The organism is Streptomyces sp. NPDC002564, from assembly GCF_042889645.1.
In the GTDB taxonomy this organism is placed as follows: Bacteria; Actinomycetota; Actinomycetes; order Streptomycetales; family Streptomycetaceae; genus Streptomyces.
Map to the genome: position 1 here is coordinate 300,008 of NZ_JBIARE010000004.1, position 15,182 is coordinate 315,189.

Consider the following 15,182-nt stretch of genomic DNA (forward strand, 5'->3'; position numbering starts at 1 on the left):
GGCGCACGCCGGGCGAGCTGAACCCGCGGCGAACAGCGGCCGACGGATCGGCGATGCAGGCCCCGGCCCGCGCCGGGCCGCCTACCGTCACCGCCCATGGACTGGTTGAGCGCCGAGAACACCATCGCCGTGCTCACGGCCGTGCTCGGCCTGGCCGCCACCGTCGGCGCGCTCTGGTACGAACGCCGGGTGCCGCGCCGCAAGCGCATCGGCTACCGCGTCCAGCTCGACACCGCCATAGGGGACAACGTCCGTACCGGCGGCGCCAACACCCGCCTCGGCCTCTTCGACGAGACCCCCGAGATGTCCGACGCCACGCTCGTCCTGCTGCGCGTCGAGAACGACGGCTCGCAGGCCGTGTCCGACGCCGACTACAGCGGCCGCGCCCTGCACGGCCTGACCGCCGTCTTCGCCGGCCGCACCGTGCGCGGCCTCGCCGTCACCGCACCGGCCGGCGACGACCACCTGATGGAGCACTTCACGCCGGGCGCGGGCCTGCGCTACGAGGGCAGCACCCTCTGCGTCCCGCGGGTGCCGCTCAACCGGGGCCAGCACTACAAGCTCCTGGTGCTGCTCACCGGCGGCCCCGTCGGCGGCGACATCACGCTGTCCGGCGGCATCCAGGCCGGCGAGGTGCAGCCCAACCGCTCGACCACCACCCTCGACGGCAAGCCGCCGCTGCTGTCCCGGCCCGCCCGGCTCCTGACGGTCCTGCTCACCCTGTCCGTCGTCACGCTGGCCTCGATCATCGTGCTGCGGGAGAGCGACCCGCCGCCCATCGAGTGCACGACGGGCGAGCTGACGGTGCTCGGCTCGACGGCGTTCGCACCGGTCGCCGAGGAACTCGCCACGGCCTACGAGGACGACTGCCCGGGATCCGAGATCACCGTCGACGCGCACGGCAGCGCGGCGGGCGTGCGCGAACTGGACGACCGGGGGCGCGCGTTCACCGGCGGCGCGAACCGGGGCAAGGGGGCGCCGCCGCTGCTCGCCTTCTCCGACGGGCCCAAGTCCGACGGCCTGCCGCGCCTCGCCGAGACACGCGTGGCCGTCTCCGTCTTCGCCCTCGTCCTCAACGACCGGGTGCCGCTGCGCAACCTCACCCTGCCGCAGGTCCGCCGCCTCTACCGGGGCGACGTGCGCAACTGGAAGGAGCTCGGCGGCCCCGACCTGCCGGTGGTCCTGGTCAGCCGCGGCTCCAGCTCCGGGACCCGCGACACGCTGCAGCGCCGGCTCCTGGCCGGCGCCTTCGAGATCAAGGCGTCGTCCAACGACTGCCTCGGCAAGGACGACCCGTCCGTCCCCGTCGTGCGCTGCGAGCTCGACTCCACCGACCAGGTCCTGGAGACCGTCGGCCGCATCCCCGGCGCCGTCGGCTACAGCGAACTGCGCTCCGCCCGGGGCCTGAAGGGCCTGCACCGCCTCGATCTGGAGGGCCACGCGCCCTCCGCCGACCAGCTCACGAAGACCGGCTACCCCTACCGCGAGATCGAGTACGCCTACACGTACGGCCAGCCGCCCGCCGACTCGCTGGCCGCCGGGTTCCTCGCCTACGCGCGGGGCACCGGCCTGGACGTCGTCCGCACCCACGGCCATCTGCCCTGCTCGACCCCGGAGGGCCTGCGCGTCTGCGGCGACGACCTGCCGCGGTGACCCGCGGGCACCCGGGCGGACACGGGAAAGGGGCGCCCCGTACGGGACGCCCCTTCCGTGTCGCGCGGGTCCTGCGGTCCGCCTAGACGAAGGAGTTGATCTCGATCGTCTCGGTACGGCCCGGGCCCACGCCGATCGCGGAGATCGGGGCGCCGGACATCTCCTCCAGCGCCTTCACGTAGGCCTGCGCGTTCTTCGGCAGGTCGGCGAAGGTCTGCGCCTTGGTGATGTCCTCGGACCAGCCGGGCAGCATCTCGTAGATCGGCTTCGCGTGGTGGAAGTCGGTCTGGTTGTACGGGAGCTCCTCGACGCGCTTGCCGTCGATCTCGTACGCCACGCAGACCGGGATCTGCTCCCAGCCGGTGAGGACGTCGAGCTTGGTGAGGAAGAAGTCCGTCAGACCGTTCACGCGGGTCGCGTAGCGGGCGATCGGGGCGTCGAACCAGCCGCAGCGGCGGTCGCGTCCCGTGGTGACACCGCGCTCGCCGCCGATGCGGCGCAGGTCCTCGCCGTCCTGGTCGAAGAGCTCGGTCGGGAACGGGCCCGCGCCGACGCGCGTGGTGTACGCCTTCAGGATGCCGATGACGCGGGTGATCTTCGTCGGGCCCACGCCGGTACCCGTGCAGGCGCCGCCCGCGGTCGGGTTCGAGGAGGTGACGAAGGGGTACGTGCCGTGGTCCACGTCCAGGAGCGTGCCCTGGCCGCCCTCGAACAGGACGACCTTGTCCTCGTCGAGCGCGTTGTTCAGGATCAGCGTCGTGTCGGCGACGTACTGCTTGATGTTCTCGCCGTGCTCCAGGAGCTGCTCGACGATCTGCTCCGCCTCGATGGCGCGGCGGTTGAAGACCTTCGTCAGGAGCTGGTTCTTCTGCTCCAGGGCGGCTTCGACCTTCTGCTGCAGGATCGACTCGTCGTAGAGGTCCTGCACGCGGATGCCGGTGCGGTTGATCTTGTCGGCGTAGGTCGGGCCGATGCCCCGGCCCGTGGTGCCGATCTTGCGCTTGCCGAGGAAGCGCTCGCCCACCTTGTCGACCGTCACGTTGTACGGCGTGATGACGTGCGCGTTACCGCTGATCAGCAGCTTCGACGTGTCGACGCCGCGCTCGTTCAGACCGCTCAGCTCGGAGAGCAGGACCGACGGGTCGACGACGACTCCGTTGCCGATGACAGGCACACAGTCCGGGGAGAGAATCCCGGAAGGGAGGAGGTGCAGCGCGTACTTCTGGTCGCCTACGACGACCGTGTGGCCGGCGTTGTTGCCGCCCTGGTAGCGCACCACATAGTCCACCGAGCCACCGAGCAGGTCGGTGGCCTTTCCCTTGCCTTCGTCACCCCACTGAGCACCGAGCAGCACAAGTGCGGGCACAGGCGTACACCCCTTCCGGGCGGGGCATGTCCAAGGTCAGGGGCCGTAGCCGCCGTATGGGTGTGCCTTGGATGCTGCCCCGGAATAGACGAAGCCCCTGGCGCAATAGCGCAAGGGGCTCTTGCACAAAGATGCTACCCGAGGTCTCAAAGAACGGCTAAAAGAAAGGGAGCACGTTGTCGGCTCGCGACCAGCTCCTAGTCGTCATCGACCCGGTCGCCCGGCGCACGGACGGTGAGTCGGTACGGATCGCGAAGGACGTGCTCGGCGCGGCTGCGGCGGTCCGTGTCTGTCTGCCCGACGGCCCCGAGGACTTCACGAAAGCCCTGGCCAGGAGGGGTGCGCGCCGCCTGGTGGTGATCGGGGACGACCGGGCGCTGCTGCGCGCGGTCGGCGTCCTGCACCGGGAGCGGGACCTCGCGGGGTGCACGCTCTCGGTCGTTCCCGTGGGCGCCTCGCAGACCCTCGCGCGCGGCCTCGGAGTGCCCTCGGGGGCGGTCGCGGCGGCCCGCGCGGTCCTGGAGGGATGCGAACGAAGACTCGACCTGCTGGTCGACGACAGCGACGGCGTGGTCCTGGGCGACCTGCGGATCCCGCCGGTGGGGGCGACCGCATCCGCCGAGGGCACCGCCGACCTCCCCGCGGGGGCCGCCGTGCCCGCGGGCGGCCCCGCCGAGGGCCACGCCTGGCTGCGGACCTGCCAGTCCTTCGTCCGCACCCTCGCCGCGCGCCCCGCCCGGCCCACGGCGACGGCCGGGCGCCCGCCCGCGCGGCTGCGGATCGAGGCGGACGGCGTCACGCTGGTCGACCTGGACCAGCCGGTCGACGCGGTCCGCGTCACCGCGGGGCACGGCGGCCTCGCCCAGGTCGAGGTGCGGCCGTCCTCGGCGGGCGCGCAGGCGGCGCCGCTGCGGGTGCGGGCGCGGACCCTGACGGTGTCCGGCGCCGACTTCCGCTACCGGGCGGACGCGGTGGTGGCGGGCCCGGTGCGCACCCGGACCTGGACGGTCCACCCGCGCGCGTGGGGGCTGACGCTGCCGCGCTGACCGGGGCGCGGGCAGGGGCAGGGGCAGGGGCAGGGGCAGGGGCAGCCGGGACGCGCCCGTCCTCGCGGGACTCACACCTCGGCGCCTCGCGGGACTCACACCTCGACGAGCAGCTCCGCCAGGCCGCGGATCACGAAGTTCGGGTTGCGGCGCGGCTCGGCGGCCGGCCTGAGCCCCGGCGCCCCGCGCAGCAGCGCCCGCAGCGACGCGGTCAGTTCCAGCCGGGCCAGCGGCGCGCCGATGCAGTAGTGGATGCCCGCGCCGAAGGAGAGGTGCGGGTTGTCGCGACGGGCCAGGTCGAGACCGGCCGGGCGGTCGAAGACGGCGGGGTCGTGGTTGGCGGAGCCGAAGAGCAGCGCCAGCTCCGCGCCGCGCGGGATCGTCACCCCGCCGATCTCGATGTCGTCCAGGACCCAGCGCTCGAAGAGCTGCAGCGGGGAGTCGTACCGCATCAGTTCCTCGACGGCCGCGGGCACCAGGCCCGCCGGGTCCGCGCGCAGCGCGGCCAGCTGCGCGGGGTGGCGGAACAGCGCGTACCAGCCGTTGACCGTGGCGTTCACCGTCGCCTCGTGCCCCGCGTTCAGCAGGAGCACGCACGTCGAGATCATCTCCTGCTCGCTGAGCGACTCCCCGTCCTCGTGGGCCGCGATCAGGCCCGAGATCAGGTCCTCGCCCGGCTGGCGCCTGCGCACCGCGATCAGCTCCCGCAGATACGCGGTGAACTCCACGGACGCGCGCACCGCGCGGGCCGCCGTCTCCGGCCCCGGATGCAGCTCGTACATCCCGCAGATCGCCGCCGACCAGGGGCGCAGCAGCGGCCGGTCGGCCTCGGGGACGCCCAGCATCTCGGCGATGACCGCGACCGGCAGCGGCTCGGCGATCCGCGCCACCAGGTCACCGCCGCCGTCCGCCACGAGGCCGGCCACCAGCCGGTCGGCGAGCCCCGTCACGTACGGCCGGAGCCGCTCGACGGTCCGGGGGGTGAACGCCTTCGCCACCAGGCGCCGGATGCGGGTGTGCGCGGGCGCCTCCAGGTCGAGCATGCCGTGGTCGTTGAGGACGTGGAACGGCTCGTGCGCGGCGGGCGGGGCCGGGCGGCCGAACTCCTCGTGGGTGAAGCGGTGCAGGTAGCTGCGGCCGAGGCGGCGGTCGCGCAGCAGCGCGGAGACGTCCGCGTGGTGCGGGATCAGCCACTGGTCGGTCGGGGCGTAGTGGTGGGCACGGCCCGCCTCGCGCAGCCGGGCGTACGCCGGATACGGATCGGCGACGAACTCCCGCGACGCGGGGGCGAAGACCTCGGTGACCTCGAACGCTGCGTCCATGGCGGGACGCTAGTGCGGACCGCCCCGGCGTGGCCAGCCTCCGTCCGCATCCCGGGGCGACCGGTCCCGGTACGTCGCCCCGGCACGTCGCCCCGGTACGTCAGCCCGGCGTGACCAGCCGCGCCTCGTACGCGAACACCGCCGCCTGTGTGCGGTCGCGCAGGCCGAGCTTCACCAGGACCCGGCTGACATGCGTCTTGATCGTCGACTCGGCGACCACGAGCCGGGAGGCGATCTCCGCGTTCGACAGGCCCTGCGCGATGAGGACCAGGACCTCCGTCTCGCGCTCGGTGAGCTCGCCGTACTGCTGCGCCTGGACCGCCGCCGAGAGCCGCGGCGCCTCCGCGAGCCTGGAGAACTCCGTGATCAGCCTGCGGGTGACCGTGGGGGCGAGCAGCGCCTCGCCGGACGCCACCACCCGCACGCCGTCGGCCAGCTGGCGGGCCGAGGCGTCCTTGAGCAGGAAGCCGGAGGCGCCCGCGCGCAGCGCCTGGTAGACGTATTCGTCGAGGTCGAAGGTGGTCAGGACCAGGACCTTGGCGTCGCCCTCGGACGCGATGATCTCGCGGGTCGCCTCGATGCCGTTGAGCTCCGGCATCCGGATGTCCATCAGGACGACGTCGGGGGCGAGTTCGCGCACCCGCCGCACGGCCTCCCGGCCGTTGACGGCCTCGCCGACGACCTCGATGTCGGGCATCGCGTTCAGCAGCACGGAGAAGCCCTCGCGGACCATCATCTGGTCGTCCGCGATCAGCACGCGGATGGTCATGCGACGTCCTCCCCCGCGGGGTCGATGCGCTCCGCGTGCGGCACGGGCAGGAAGACGGTGACCTCGTAGCCGCCCTCGGGCGTCGCCTCCGCCGTCATCTCGCCGTCCAGCATCGAGACGCGCTCACGCATGCCGGTGATGCCGTGTCCGGCGCCCGGGGACGGCTGCACCAGGCCGGTCGCCGGGCCGTTCACCACGCGCAGGCCGAGGCCGCCCAGGACGTAGCCGACCTCGACCCTGGCCGGGGCGCCGGGCGCGTGGCGCAGGCTGTTGCTGAGCGCCTCCTGCACGATGCGGTACGCCGACAGCTCGACGCCCTGCGGGAGTTCACGGACGGCGCCGGTGATCACCTTGTCGACGGTCAGGCCCGCGTCACGGACGTTGTCCAGGAGCCGGTCGAGGTCGCCGAGCGTGGGCTGCGGGGCGTCGGGCGCCTCGTAGTCCTCGGCCCGTACGACGCCGAGGACGCGGCGCAGCTCGGTGAGCGCGGACACCGCGTTCTCGCGGATCGTCACGAAGGCCTGCTCCAGCTCCGGCGGCGGGTTCTCCACGCGGTAGGGCGCGGCCTCCGCCTGGATGGCGACCACCGACATGTGGTGGGCGACGACGTCGTGCAGCTCGCGGGCGATGGTGGTGCGCTCCTCCAGGAGCGTGCGCCGGTCGCGCTCGATGGCGGTGACGGTGCGCTGGGCGGTCACCTCGTGCTGCGCCTCGCGGCGCACGTGCACCACGGTGGTGACCAGCAGGGCCAGCGCGGAGAAGAACAGCATCGGCGGGGCGTCGGAGGGGACGGGACCGCCGAGGAAGACCTCGGCGCCCATGGAGTACGCCGCCGTGCCGAGCCACATCCACACGGCGGTGCGCGGGCCGGTCCTCGCGGCGACGACGACCATCACCGCGATGTGCCCGAAGAGGGCGGGGGGCGTCCAGGGCCAGCCGTCCCAGCTGTTGCCGAGGGCCGCGGTGAACGGCGTCGAGGCGAGCGACACCCAGAACGCGCCGACCGGCCTGACCATCGTCATCAGGACGGCCGCCGCCGGGACGAAGCCGGTGAGCAGGTGCACGATCCCGCTGCTCTGCAGGCCCACCTGGTAGGAGATGGCCACGGTGATCACGGCGGCGGTCGCGATCAGGGCGTGCCGTGACCAGACGGCGTACCCCCGTATCCGCCGGGGCAGGAAGTGGGCGGCGCGCCCGCCGGTCGCCTTGGGCGGCAGCAGCCGGTACGCGAAGGGGTCGTGGAACAGCGCCTCGCGCAGGCCGCCGAAGGCTTCCCGCACGAGGTGGTACTCGGGGCTCTTCAGGCCTCTGGCCTTGAGCTGCTCAGTCGTTTCGGTCACGGCTACGACGGTACGGGGGGCCCGCCGCCCGGGCGTCCGCTGTGAGAGGGGTTCCGGGGGGTCCGTCGCAGGTACTACGCGGGCTGTCCGTGTCCCCCTAGGCACGTTGCACCGCCTTCGCGCCCGGGGCCCGTGCCGTGCCGCCGCGCTCGTGCGTGCGGAACGCCGTCCAGCACACCGCGAGCGCGACCGCGAAGAGCGGCAGCCACGCGAGCCGCGCGAGCACCCAGCCCGGCCCGTCGGGGACGGTGTGCAGACCCGGCAGCGGGCGGCCGGCCAGCAGACCGAGCGCGGTGACCGCCATCAGGGCCGTCTGGTGCCAGAGGAATATCGTCATCGCCGACAGGTTGGCGAACGCGACCGCCGTCCAGACCAGGGGGCGGCGCGTCCACCGGGCGAGCGGCTCGCGCAGCAGCAGCGCGAGGCCGCACTGGGCGATGCCGAAGGTGACGGCGGCCAGGGTGGGCGGGTTCAGGTTCGACACGGGCGCGCCGGGGACGCCGACCATCGCGGCGGGGTAGCCCGCCCACAGGACGAGCCCCGCGGTCGCCGCCGCGCCGCCCGCCAGCAGCACCCGGCCCGCGTGCCGGGTCGGTTCGCCGCGCGCCCAGGCCGCGCCCAGGGTGCAGGGCACGAGCCAGCCCGCCGCCACATTGACCCAGCCGAGCCAGGCCGGGCCGCCGAGGCCGAAGCGCGCGAGGTCCACGTGGAGCACGACGGCGAGGGGCCACAGCGGGTGGAGCCGCCGCACCAGCGGGGTGGCCGCGGTGAGGGCGAGGAGCACCAGCAGGAACCACAGCGGGGACAGCGCGAGCTTGACCAGGGTGTGCACCGTGGCCGGGTCCGCGCCGGACAGGACCAGGCCCGCGCCGACGGCCGCCCACAGCGCGAGCAGCGCGCCGAGGGGCCGCAGCAGGCGGCCGAGCCGTGCGGCGAGCCACGGGCCGTATCCGGTGCCGCGGGCCCGCGCCGCGGCGTGGCTCTTCGCGCAGACGTACCCGGCCACCAGGAAGAACACCGCGAGGGTCTGCAGCGGCCAGGAGACCGGCGCGAGCCACGGCATGGGGCCCAGCGGGCTCGCCGCGCGGAGCGCCGCGCCGTCCGCGACCAGGGCGGTGACCAGCCAGTGCCCGGCCACGACGCCGAGGATGGCGAGGGCGCGCAGGGCGTCGACGGCGCGGTCCCTGCCGGGGGGTGTGGCGGCGTCGACGCGGCGGGCGAGGGCGGTCAGGCGGTGTGCCGGGGTCTGTACGGACTCACGCACGGGTGACCTCCGTCGTGTCGCCGCGGGCGATGCGGGCGAGGTTGCGCAGGGACGGGGAGCCGGGCTTCAGATAGTCGCTGTGGCCGCCGTCGCCCGCCGCGAAGACGCGGGCGCCGAAGCCGTCGGACACCGGGTCGGTGCCGAAGCCGACGGTGGCGCCGAACAGGCCGACGCTGGTGTGCGGCACGTCCGCGATCCAGTCGCCGGCGCCCCGGCCCGCCCAGATCCGCGCCGGGGTGCGCAGGTCGGCGGCGCGGTCGGCGCCGGTGCCCGGGCTGCCGTAGAGCGCGATGTCGGCGACGTCGAGGCCGCGCGGGCCCGAGGCGCCCGCCGCGCACACCACCGAGCCGTACGAGTGGCAGAGCAGGGACACGCGCGCGTGGGCGTTGATCCCGCGCAGGTCGTCGACGAAGGAGCGCAGGGCGGGCGCCGCCGCGTCGGCGCGGCCCGTGGTCAGGACGGCGGGGCTGACCGTGCCCGGCGTCTCGTACCCGAGCCAGGCCACCACCGCCGTGCGCGGGCCCGTCCGGGCGTGCAGGGCGCGGGCTCCGGCGCGCAGCCTGCCGTACGTGTCGAGGGAGGTGTCGGAGCCGGGCACCAGGACGGCGACCCGGTCGGCGTGCGCCAGGTCGCCGAGGACCTCGGCGGTGCGGCCCGTGCCGCGCGCGTCGAAGGCGAGGAACTGGCGGCCGGGGGCGGCCATCGCGCGCAGGGCGGCGGCCCGCTCCGCCGCGCCGTACCCCTCGGCGAGGCGGGCGGCCTCGGTGGCGTTGGCCCGGTTCGCCGCGTACGCCGCGGGGAGCGCCGGTGCCGTGACGCGGCCGAGGGCGGCGGGTGCGGGGGCCGGGATCTCGGGGCGCGCGGCGCCGGACACCGGGATCACCACGGCGGCGGCGACGCCGAAGGCCAGCAGGGTGCGGCGCGGCCGCCCGGCCCTGATCCTCATCGAGTCTTCCTTCCGTCCCGCGCCGCCGGTGCTCCGACTCGCGCTCATGGGAAGGAAGTTATGGATCAGGTGCCGTCGCCCACATCACACCGGGGTATACAGCTGCGGGGTAGCTCCCAGGTACTACGGGTATCCCTCGGGAGGTGCCCCAGGGGCCGCCCTGTCACCCCCGGTCGTACCCCCACGTGCCCCACGTGCCCCACGTGCCCCACGTGCCCCACGTATCGCCGTGCCGCGCGGGCCCCGGCGGCAGCCCGGTCAGAACGCGAGCTGGGCGATCTCCTCGGCGACCACCGCGCACGCGTCCGCCGCCGGGTCGATCAGCGGGAAGTGGCCCACGTCCTCCAGCAGCGTGAGGCCCACGACCTCGCCGGCCTGCGCGGCCGCGTCGGCGTACGCCTCGGACACCGCCTGCGGCACGACGATGTCGGTGCGGCCCTGCACCACGGTCGTGGCGATGCCGGTCGGCAGCAGCGCGGCCGGGTCGGCGTACGGCAGCCGCTCGTCGAACCTCGCCGCCCCGCCCAGGAGTTGCCCCGCCGCCCCGCCGCACACGTCCAGGCCCTCGGCGGCGCGCAGGTCGGCGATGGGGGCGAGCGCGACGACGCCGCGCAGCGGCGCCGGGCGGTCGGTGCGCCAGGGCGCGTCGGCGGGCAGCAGGTGCCGTGCGGCCGCCCACAGCGCGAGGTGCCCGCCCGCCGAGTGCCCGGTCACGACGGTGCGCCGGACGTCGGCGGCGGGCAGCGCGGCGCGGACCAGCGCGGGCAGCGCGTCCAGGGCCGCCGCCACGTCGTCGAAGGTCTCCGGCCAGCGCCCGGCCACCGGCCCCGTGCCGCCCTGCGCGGGCAGGGAACTCCCCCGGCGGTACTCGACGTTGGCCACGGCGAAGCCCCGGCGGGCCAGGAAGTCCGCGAAGGGGGTCACGTGCCGCCGGTCGTAGGGGGCGCGCCAGGCGCCGCCGTGCAGCACGACGACGAGGGGCGCGGGGCGGTCGGCGTCACCCCGGGGGGCGTAGAAGTCGACGACCTGGTCGGGGTGTTCCCCGTACGCGGCGGTGGTGTCCGGCTCCACGGCGGGATGGGCGAAGGCGGCGTCGGCCTCGGCGGCATCGCGGGCCACGGCGGCGTCGTCCGGCATGCGGCAACCTCTCCACAGCAGTGCGGTCGGCGGTTCCGCCCCCGCCCTGCCGCGGCCGGGCGCCCTCCCGGTGCGGGAGGCCTCCGCGGCGCGGCGGGGCGGGAGCGAGAAGCAAGATCCGCCGGACGCTATCAGTCCAGCGTGTCCGCCAGCACCCGCGCCGCCCGCTCCGCGTCGGCGAAGGAGACGTACAGGGGCGTGAATCCGAACCGCAGGACGTCCGGCGCGCGGTAGTCGCCGACCACGCCCCGCTCGACGAGCCGGCGCATCACGTCGCCCGCCCCCGGGCAGCGCAGCGCGACCTGGCTGCCCCGCTCGGCGTGCGCCACCGGGGTGAGGGACTCGACCCGCCCCTGCGGCACGTACGCCTCGACGCAGCGCAGGAAGAAGTCCGTCAGGGCCAGCGACTTGGCGCGCACCTCGGCCACACCGACCCCGTCCCAGACGTCGAGCGACGCCTCGAGGGCGAGCATCGACAGGATGTCCGGCGTGCCGACGCGCCCGCGCGGTGCGCCCTGCGCCGCCTCGAAATCGGGCCGCATGCCGAAGGGTTCGGCGTGCGAGTTCCAGCCGGGCAGCGGCGAGTCGAAGCGGTCCTGGAGCCCTTCGCGCACGTACAGGTAGGCGGGCGAACCCGGCCCGCCGTTGAGGTACTTGTACGTGCAGCCCACCGCGAGGTCGACGCCGTGCTCGTCCAGGCCGACCGGCAGCGCGCCCGCCGTGTGGCACAGGTCCCAGACGGCGAGGGCGCCCGCCGCGTGGACCGCGGCGGTGAGGCCGGGCAGGTCGTGCAGGCGCCCGGTGCGGTAGTCGGCGTGGTTGAGCAGGACGGCGGCGGTGCGCTCGCCGAGGACGCCGGGGACGTCGGCGGGGGCCGCCGGCAGCAGCCGGCAGCCGGTGAGGCGGGCCGCGGACTGCGCGATGTACCCGTCCGTGGGAAACGTCGTGGCGTCGACGACGATCTCGTCCCGTCCCCCGACGGTGGCATCGGGGCCGTCGGTGCCGCCGCGCGCGATGCGGACGGCGGCCACCAGGGCCTTGAAGACGTTCACGCTGGTCGAGTCGCCGACCACGATCCGTCCCGGGCCCGCGCCGACCAGCGGGGCGATGCGGTCGCCGATCCGCTCGGGGGCGGTCCACCAGCCGCTCTCGTCCCAGGAGCGGATGCGCAGGCTGCCCCACTGGCGGGTGATGACGTCGGCGACGCGCTCGGGCACGTGCGCGGGCAGCGCGCCCAGCGAGTTGCCGTCCAGGTAGACGGTGTCGTCCAGGACGAACTCCTTGCGCTTGCCGCCCAGTTCGTCGCGGGCGTCCAGCGCCTCGGCCTCGGCGCGCAGGTCAGACATGGCTCCTCGCAGTCCACAGCTCGGGGAAGACGTTCTTCGTGGCGCGCTTCTCCAGCCAGGCCACGCCCGCCGAGCCGCCGGTGCCGGTCTTGGAGCCCATGGCGCGGCGGGTGGCCACCAGGTGGTCGTTGCGCCAGCGCCAGACCAGCTCGCCGACGTCGGTGAGCACCTCGCCGAGCCGGGCGAGCTCACTGCCCTGGTCGCCGGAGTAGAGCTCGGTCCAGACGGCCTCGACCTCGGGGGACGGCTCGTAGCGGCGGGCGAGGTCGCGGTGCAGGACGGCGTCCGGGATCGCGTACCCGCGCCGGGCGAGCAGCCGCAGCACCTCGTCGTACAGGCTCGGCTCCTGCAGCGCCTTCTCCAGCTCCGCGTGGACGCGGGGCGCGCCCCGGTGCGGGACCAGCATGGACGCGGACTTCTCGCCGAGCAGGAACTCCATGCGGCGGTACATCGCGGACTGGAATCCGGAGCCCTCGCCGAGCGCGCCCCGGTAGGAGTTGAACTGGGCGGGGGTGAGCTGGGCGAGCGGGCGCCAGGAGGCGTTCAGGGCCTCCAGCTCGCGCAGGCTGCGCTTGAGCGCGTCCACCGCCACGGGGATGTCGTCGCGGCGCAGCGCGTGCGCGGCGGTCTCCCACTCGTGGACGATCACCGTGAACCACAGCTCCATGACCTGGGTGGTGACCAGGAAGACCATCTCGCCGGGGTCGTCCGAGCGCAGGTGCTGGAGGTGGGTGAGGACGTCCGCCTGGACGTAGTCCTCGTACGGGGTGGTGCCGGCGAAGTCGAGGTTCGGGCTCTCCGCCTCGGGGACCTCGGTGGACGCCGCGGGCTCCGCCGGTGCCGCGGGTGCCGCCTCATGCGTCTGTGGGGACATCGCTGTCTCCTCGATACGTACTCCGGGTAGCGGTCCGCCCCTGCCGTTACCGGCACGGGGGCCCCGGTCCCCACCGGAATCTTCTGCAACTTTCCCGGAATCGGCAAGGCACCCCGGCCACCCACCGGACAGCACTCAAAGCTTTACGCAGATGTCACACGGCAGGGCGCGGCCCTCAGGCCCGCGTCCGGCGGCGCTCCCGGCAGGCCCGCAGGTGGGCGGCGTTCCCGCAGCCGCGCACCGAGTGCCAGACGCCGCTGTTGTTGCGGGAGCGGTCGTAGAAGGCGGCCGAGCAGGTGTCGTTGCGGCAGATCTTGAGCCGCCGCAGCAGGCCGGACGCCTGGGCCAGCAGCGCCTCGGCGAGGACGGCGGAGGCCAGCCAGCGGGCACCGGCGCCCTCCGGCTCCACGGTCAGGGCGCCGTCGCCCGAGAGCGCGACCACGACCGGCGCCGAGGTGAAGCGCACCGCGGCCCCCGCCGCGTCGTCCGAGGCGAGCGCCCGCCGCAGCTGGTCGCGCAGGCAGCGCAGCTTGGGCAGGTCCGCCGCGGACAGGGTCAGCCGCACGTCGCCCCGGCCGGTCTCGCCCGCCCACCCGCGCACGGCCAGGTCGGCCCAGTCCTGGGCGGCGTCCAGCGCCCCGTCGGCGAGCAGGTCGACGGGGTCGGGGTGGCCGGCGGGCGCGGTGTTCAGGAGGTCCTGGACGAGGGCGAGACCGCCGGGCGCGGGGGTCAGACCGTGGCGCTCGGTCGCGGGCCAGTTCATGCCGTTCACCGTACCCGCCTGGACGACGACAGGGGTAATCGGCTTACAGTGCTGTCAGACGCGTATGACGGTGCTCGTGCGGCACGCCCCGACGAACCGCCGACCGCACACCGACGAACCTCCAGGAGAGCGCATGGAAGCCACGGAAACCCCCACGTCACGGGCCGCGCGGATCCTCGCCCGCCCCCTCGACATCAACGGCCTCACCCTGCGCAACCGCATCGCGATGGCCCCGATGACGCGCGAGTTCTCGCCGGACGGCGTGCCGGGCACGGACGTGGCCGAGTACTACGCGCGCCGGGCGGCGGGCGGCGTCGGCCTCATCGTCACCGAGGGCACCTACGTCGACCACGCGTCGGCGGGCAGCAGCCACCGCGTCCCGCACTTCCACGGCGAGGCCGCGCTCGCGGGCTGGCAGCGGGTCGCCGAGGCCGTGCACGCCGAGGGCGGCCGGATCGTGCCCCAGCTGTGGCACGTCGGCGCGACCCGCGACGAGGGCCAGGGCCCCGTCCCCGCCGCCCCGCCCGCGGGCCCCTCCGGCCTCGACCTGGAGGGCGGCCCCAAGGGGCGGGCGATGACCTCCGCCGACGTCGACGCGGTGATCGGGGCGTTCGCCGACAGCGCGGCCGCCGCCGAGCGGACCGGCTTCGACGGCGTCGAGCTGCACGGCGCGCACGGCTATCTGATCGACCAGTTCCTCTGGTCCCGCACCAACCGGCGCACCGACGGCTACGGCGGCGACCTCGCCTCCCGCGCCCGCTTCGCGGCGGAGATCGTCGCGGCGGTCCGCGCGGCGGTCTCGCCGGCCTTCCCCGTGATCTTCCGGCTCTCCCAGTGGAAGGCGTCCGCCTTCGACGCGAAGCTCGCCACGGACCCGGCCGAACTGGACGCGCTGCTCGCCCCGCTGGCCGCCGCGGGCGTCGACGCCTTCCACGCCTCCACCCGGCGCTACTGGCTCCCCGAGTTCGACGGCGACGACCTGAACCTCGCGGGCTGGGTCAAGAAGCTCACCGGGAAGGCCACGCTGTCCGTGGGCTCGGTCGGCCTCGACAAGGAGTTCGTGGGCCCGCAGGGCTGGGCCAAGCAGCCGACGTCCACGGGCATCGACCTGCTCCTGGACCGCATGGAGCGCGACGAGTTCGACGTCATCGCGGTGGGCCGCAGCCTGATCGCCGACCCCGAGTGGGCGAACAAGGCACTGACGGACCGCCTGGCAGAGGCGGCCCCGTACGACGCGACCCTGCTCAGGAAACTGCACTGACCCCGCCTTCGTCTGAGCCCCCGGGAGGGATTTCGAGCCCGTCCGAGAGAGACTTCGAGCCCGCCGGGACGGATTTCAAGCCCGTCCGGCGATTG

13 protein-coding genes are annotated in these 15,182 nt (G+C 74.6%); 3 read left to right on the forward strand and 10 right to left on the reverse strand.

Annotated features, from left to right (window positions below; all coding sequences use genetic code 11):
• The first annotated feature begins 96 nt into the window (after window positions 1–96).
• Entirely contained in the window at window positions 97–1,653 is a 1,557-nt protein-coding gene (locus ACFYXE_RS16610; RefSeq protein WP_389313003.1) for a PstS family phosphate ABC transporter substrate-binding protein, read from the forward strand.
• Between the two features lie 82 nt (window positions 1,654–1,735).
• Here the strand turns inward: ACFYXE_RS16610 and ACFYXE_RS16615 are convergent, their stop codons facing one another.
• Window positions 1,736–3,019, reverse strand: a complete 1,284-nt coding sequence (locus tag ACFYXE_RS16615; protein WP_389313005.1) for an adenylosuccinate synthase — start codon at window positions 3,017–3,019, stop codon at window positions 1,736–1,738.
• Window positions 3,020–3,195: 176 nt separating this feature from the next.
• Between ACFYXE_RS16615 and ACFYXE_RS16620 the strand changes: the two genes are divergently transcribed.
• Window positions 3,196–4,065, forward strand: a complete 870-nt coding sequence (locus ACFYXE_RS16620; RefSeq protein WP_361169563.1) for a diacylglycerol kinase family protein — start codon at window positions 3,196–3,198, stop codon at window positions 4,063–4,065.
• A gap of 95 nt (window positions 4,066–4,160) precedes the next feature.
• Here the strand turns inward: ACFYXE_RS16620 and ACFYXE_RS16625 are convergent, their stop codons facing one another.
• The 9 genes from ACFYXE_RS16625 to ACFYXE_RS16665 all read right to left on the reverse strand — a co-directional run bounded on the left by ACFYXE_RS16625 (window position 4,161) and on the right by ACFYXE_RS16665 (window position 13,826).
• On the reverse strand, window positions 4,161–5,387 hold the full coding sequence (locus tag ACFYXE_RS16625) for a cytochrome P450 (RefSeq protein WP_389313007.1): 1,227 nt from the start codon (window positions 5,385–5,387) through the stop codon (window positions 4,161–4,163).
• 100 nt (window positions 5,388–5,487) lie between these two features.
• A complete protein-coding gene (locus ACFYXE_RS16630) occupies window positions 5,488–6,156 on the reverse strand; it encodes a response regulator (protein ID WP_389313009.1) in 669 nt (222 codons plus the stop codon).
• Window positions 6,153–7,496 (reverse strand): sensor histidine kinase, encoded by a 1,344-nt coding sequence (locus ACFYXE_RS16635; protein WP_389313011.1) that lies wholly within the window; start codon window positions 7,494–7,496, stop codon window positions 6,153–6,155. Before ACFYXE_RS16635 ends, ACFYXE_RS16630 begins: the two co-directional genes overlap by 4 nt.
• A 97-nt stretch (window positions 7,497–7,593) precedes the next feature.
• A complete protein-coding gene (locus ACFYXE_RS16640) occupies window positions 7,594–8,760 on the reverse strand; it encodes an acyltransferase (RefSeq protein WP_389313013.1) in 1,167 nt (388 codons plus the stop codon).
• Window positions 8,753–9,706, reverse strand: coding sequence for an alpha/beta hydrolase (locus ACFYXE_RS16645; protein WP_389313015.1), 954 nt, complete (start codon window positions 9,704–9,706; stop codon window positions 8,753–8,755). The genes ACFYXE_RS16640 and ACFYXE_RS16645 overlap by 8 nt, the downstream gene beginning before the upstream one ends.
• A gap of 258 nt (window positions 9,707–9,964) precedes the next feature.
• Window positions 9,965–10,843 carry an alpha/beta hydrolase gene (locus tag ACFYXE_RS16650; RefSeq protein ID WP_389313017.1) on the reverse strand — a complete coding sequence of 293 codons (879 nt, stop codon included), beginning with the start codon at window positions 10,841–10,843 and terminating at the stop codon, window positions 9,965–9,967.
• Window positions 10,844–10,974: 131 nt separating this feature from the next.
• Window positions 10,975–12,189: a kynureninase gene (gene kynU / locus ACFYXE_RS16655; RefSeq protein ID WP_389313019.1), complete on the reverse strand. Its 1,215-nt coding sequence runs from the start codon at window positions 12,187–12,189 to the stop codon at window positions 10,975–10,977.
• On the reverse strand, window positions 12,182–13,063 hold the full coding sequence (locus tag ACFYXE_RS16660) for a tryptophan 2,3-dioxygenase family protein (protein ID WP_389313021.1): 882 nt from the start codon (window positions 13,061–13,063) through the stop codon (window positions 12,182–12,184). The genes kynU and ACFYXE_RS16660 overlap by 8 nt, the downstream gene beginning before the upstream one ends.
• A 175-nt stretch (window positions 13,064–13,238) precedes the next feature.
• On the reverse strand, window positions 13,239–13,826 hold the full coding sequence (locus ACFYXE_RS16665; RefSeq protein ID WP_361169536.1) for a CGNR zinc finger domain-containing protein: 588 nt from the start codon (window positions 13,824–13,826) through the stop codon (window positions 13,239–13,241).
• Between the two features lie 133 nt (window positions 13,827–13,959).
• Here ACFYXE_RS16665 and ACFYXE_RS16670 point away from each other — a divergent pair, with 133 nt between their 5' ends.
• Window positions 13,960–15,087: an NADH:flavin oxidoreductase gene (locus tag ACFYXE_RS16670; RefSeq protein WP_389313023.1), complete on the forward strand. Its 1,128-nt coding sequence runs from the start codon at window positions 13,960–13,962 to the stop codon at window positions 15,085–15,087.
• Window positions 15,088–15,182: the final 95 nt, after the last annotated feature.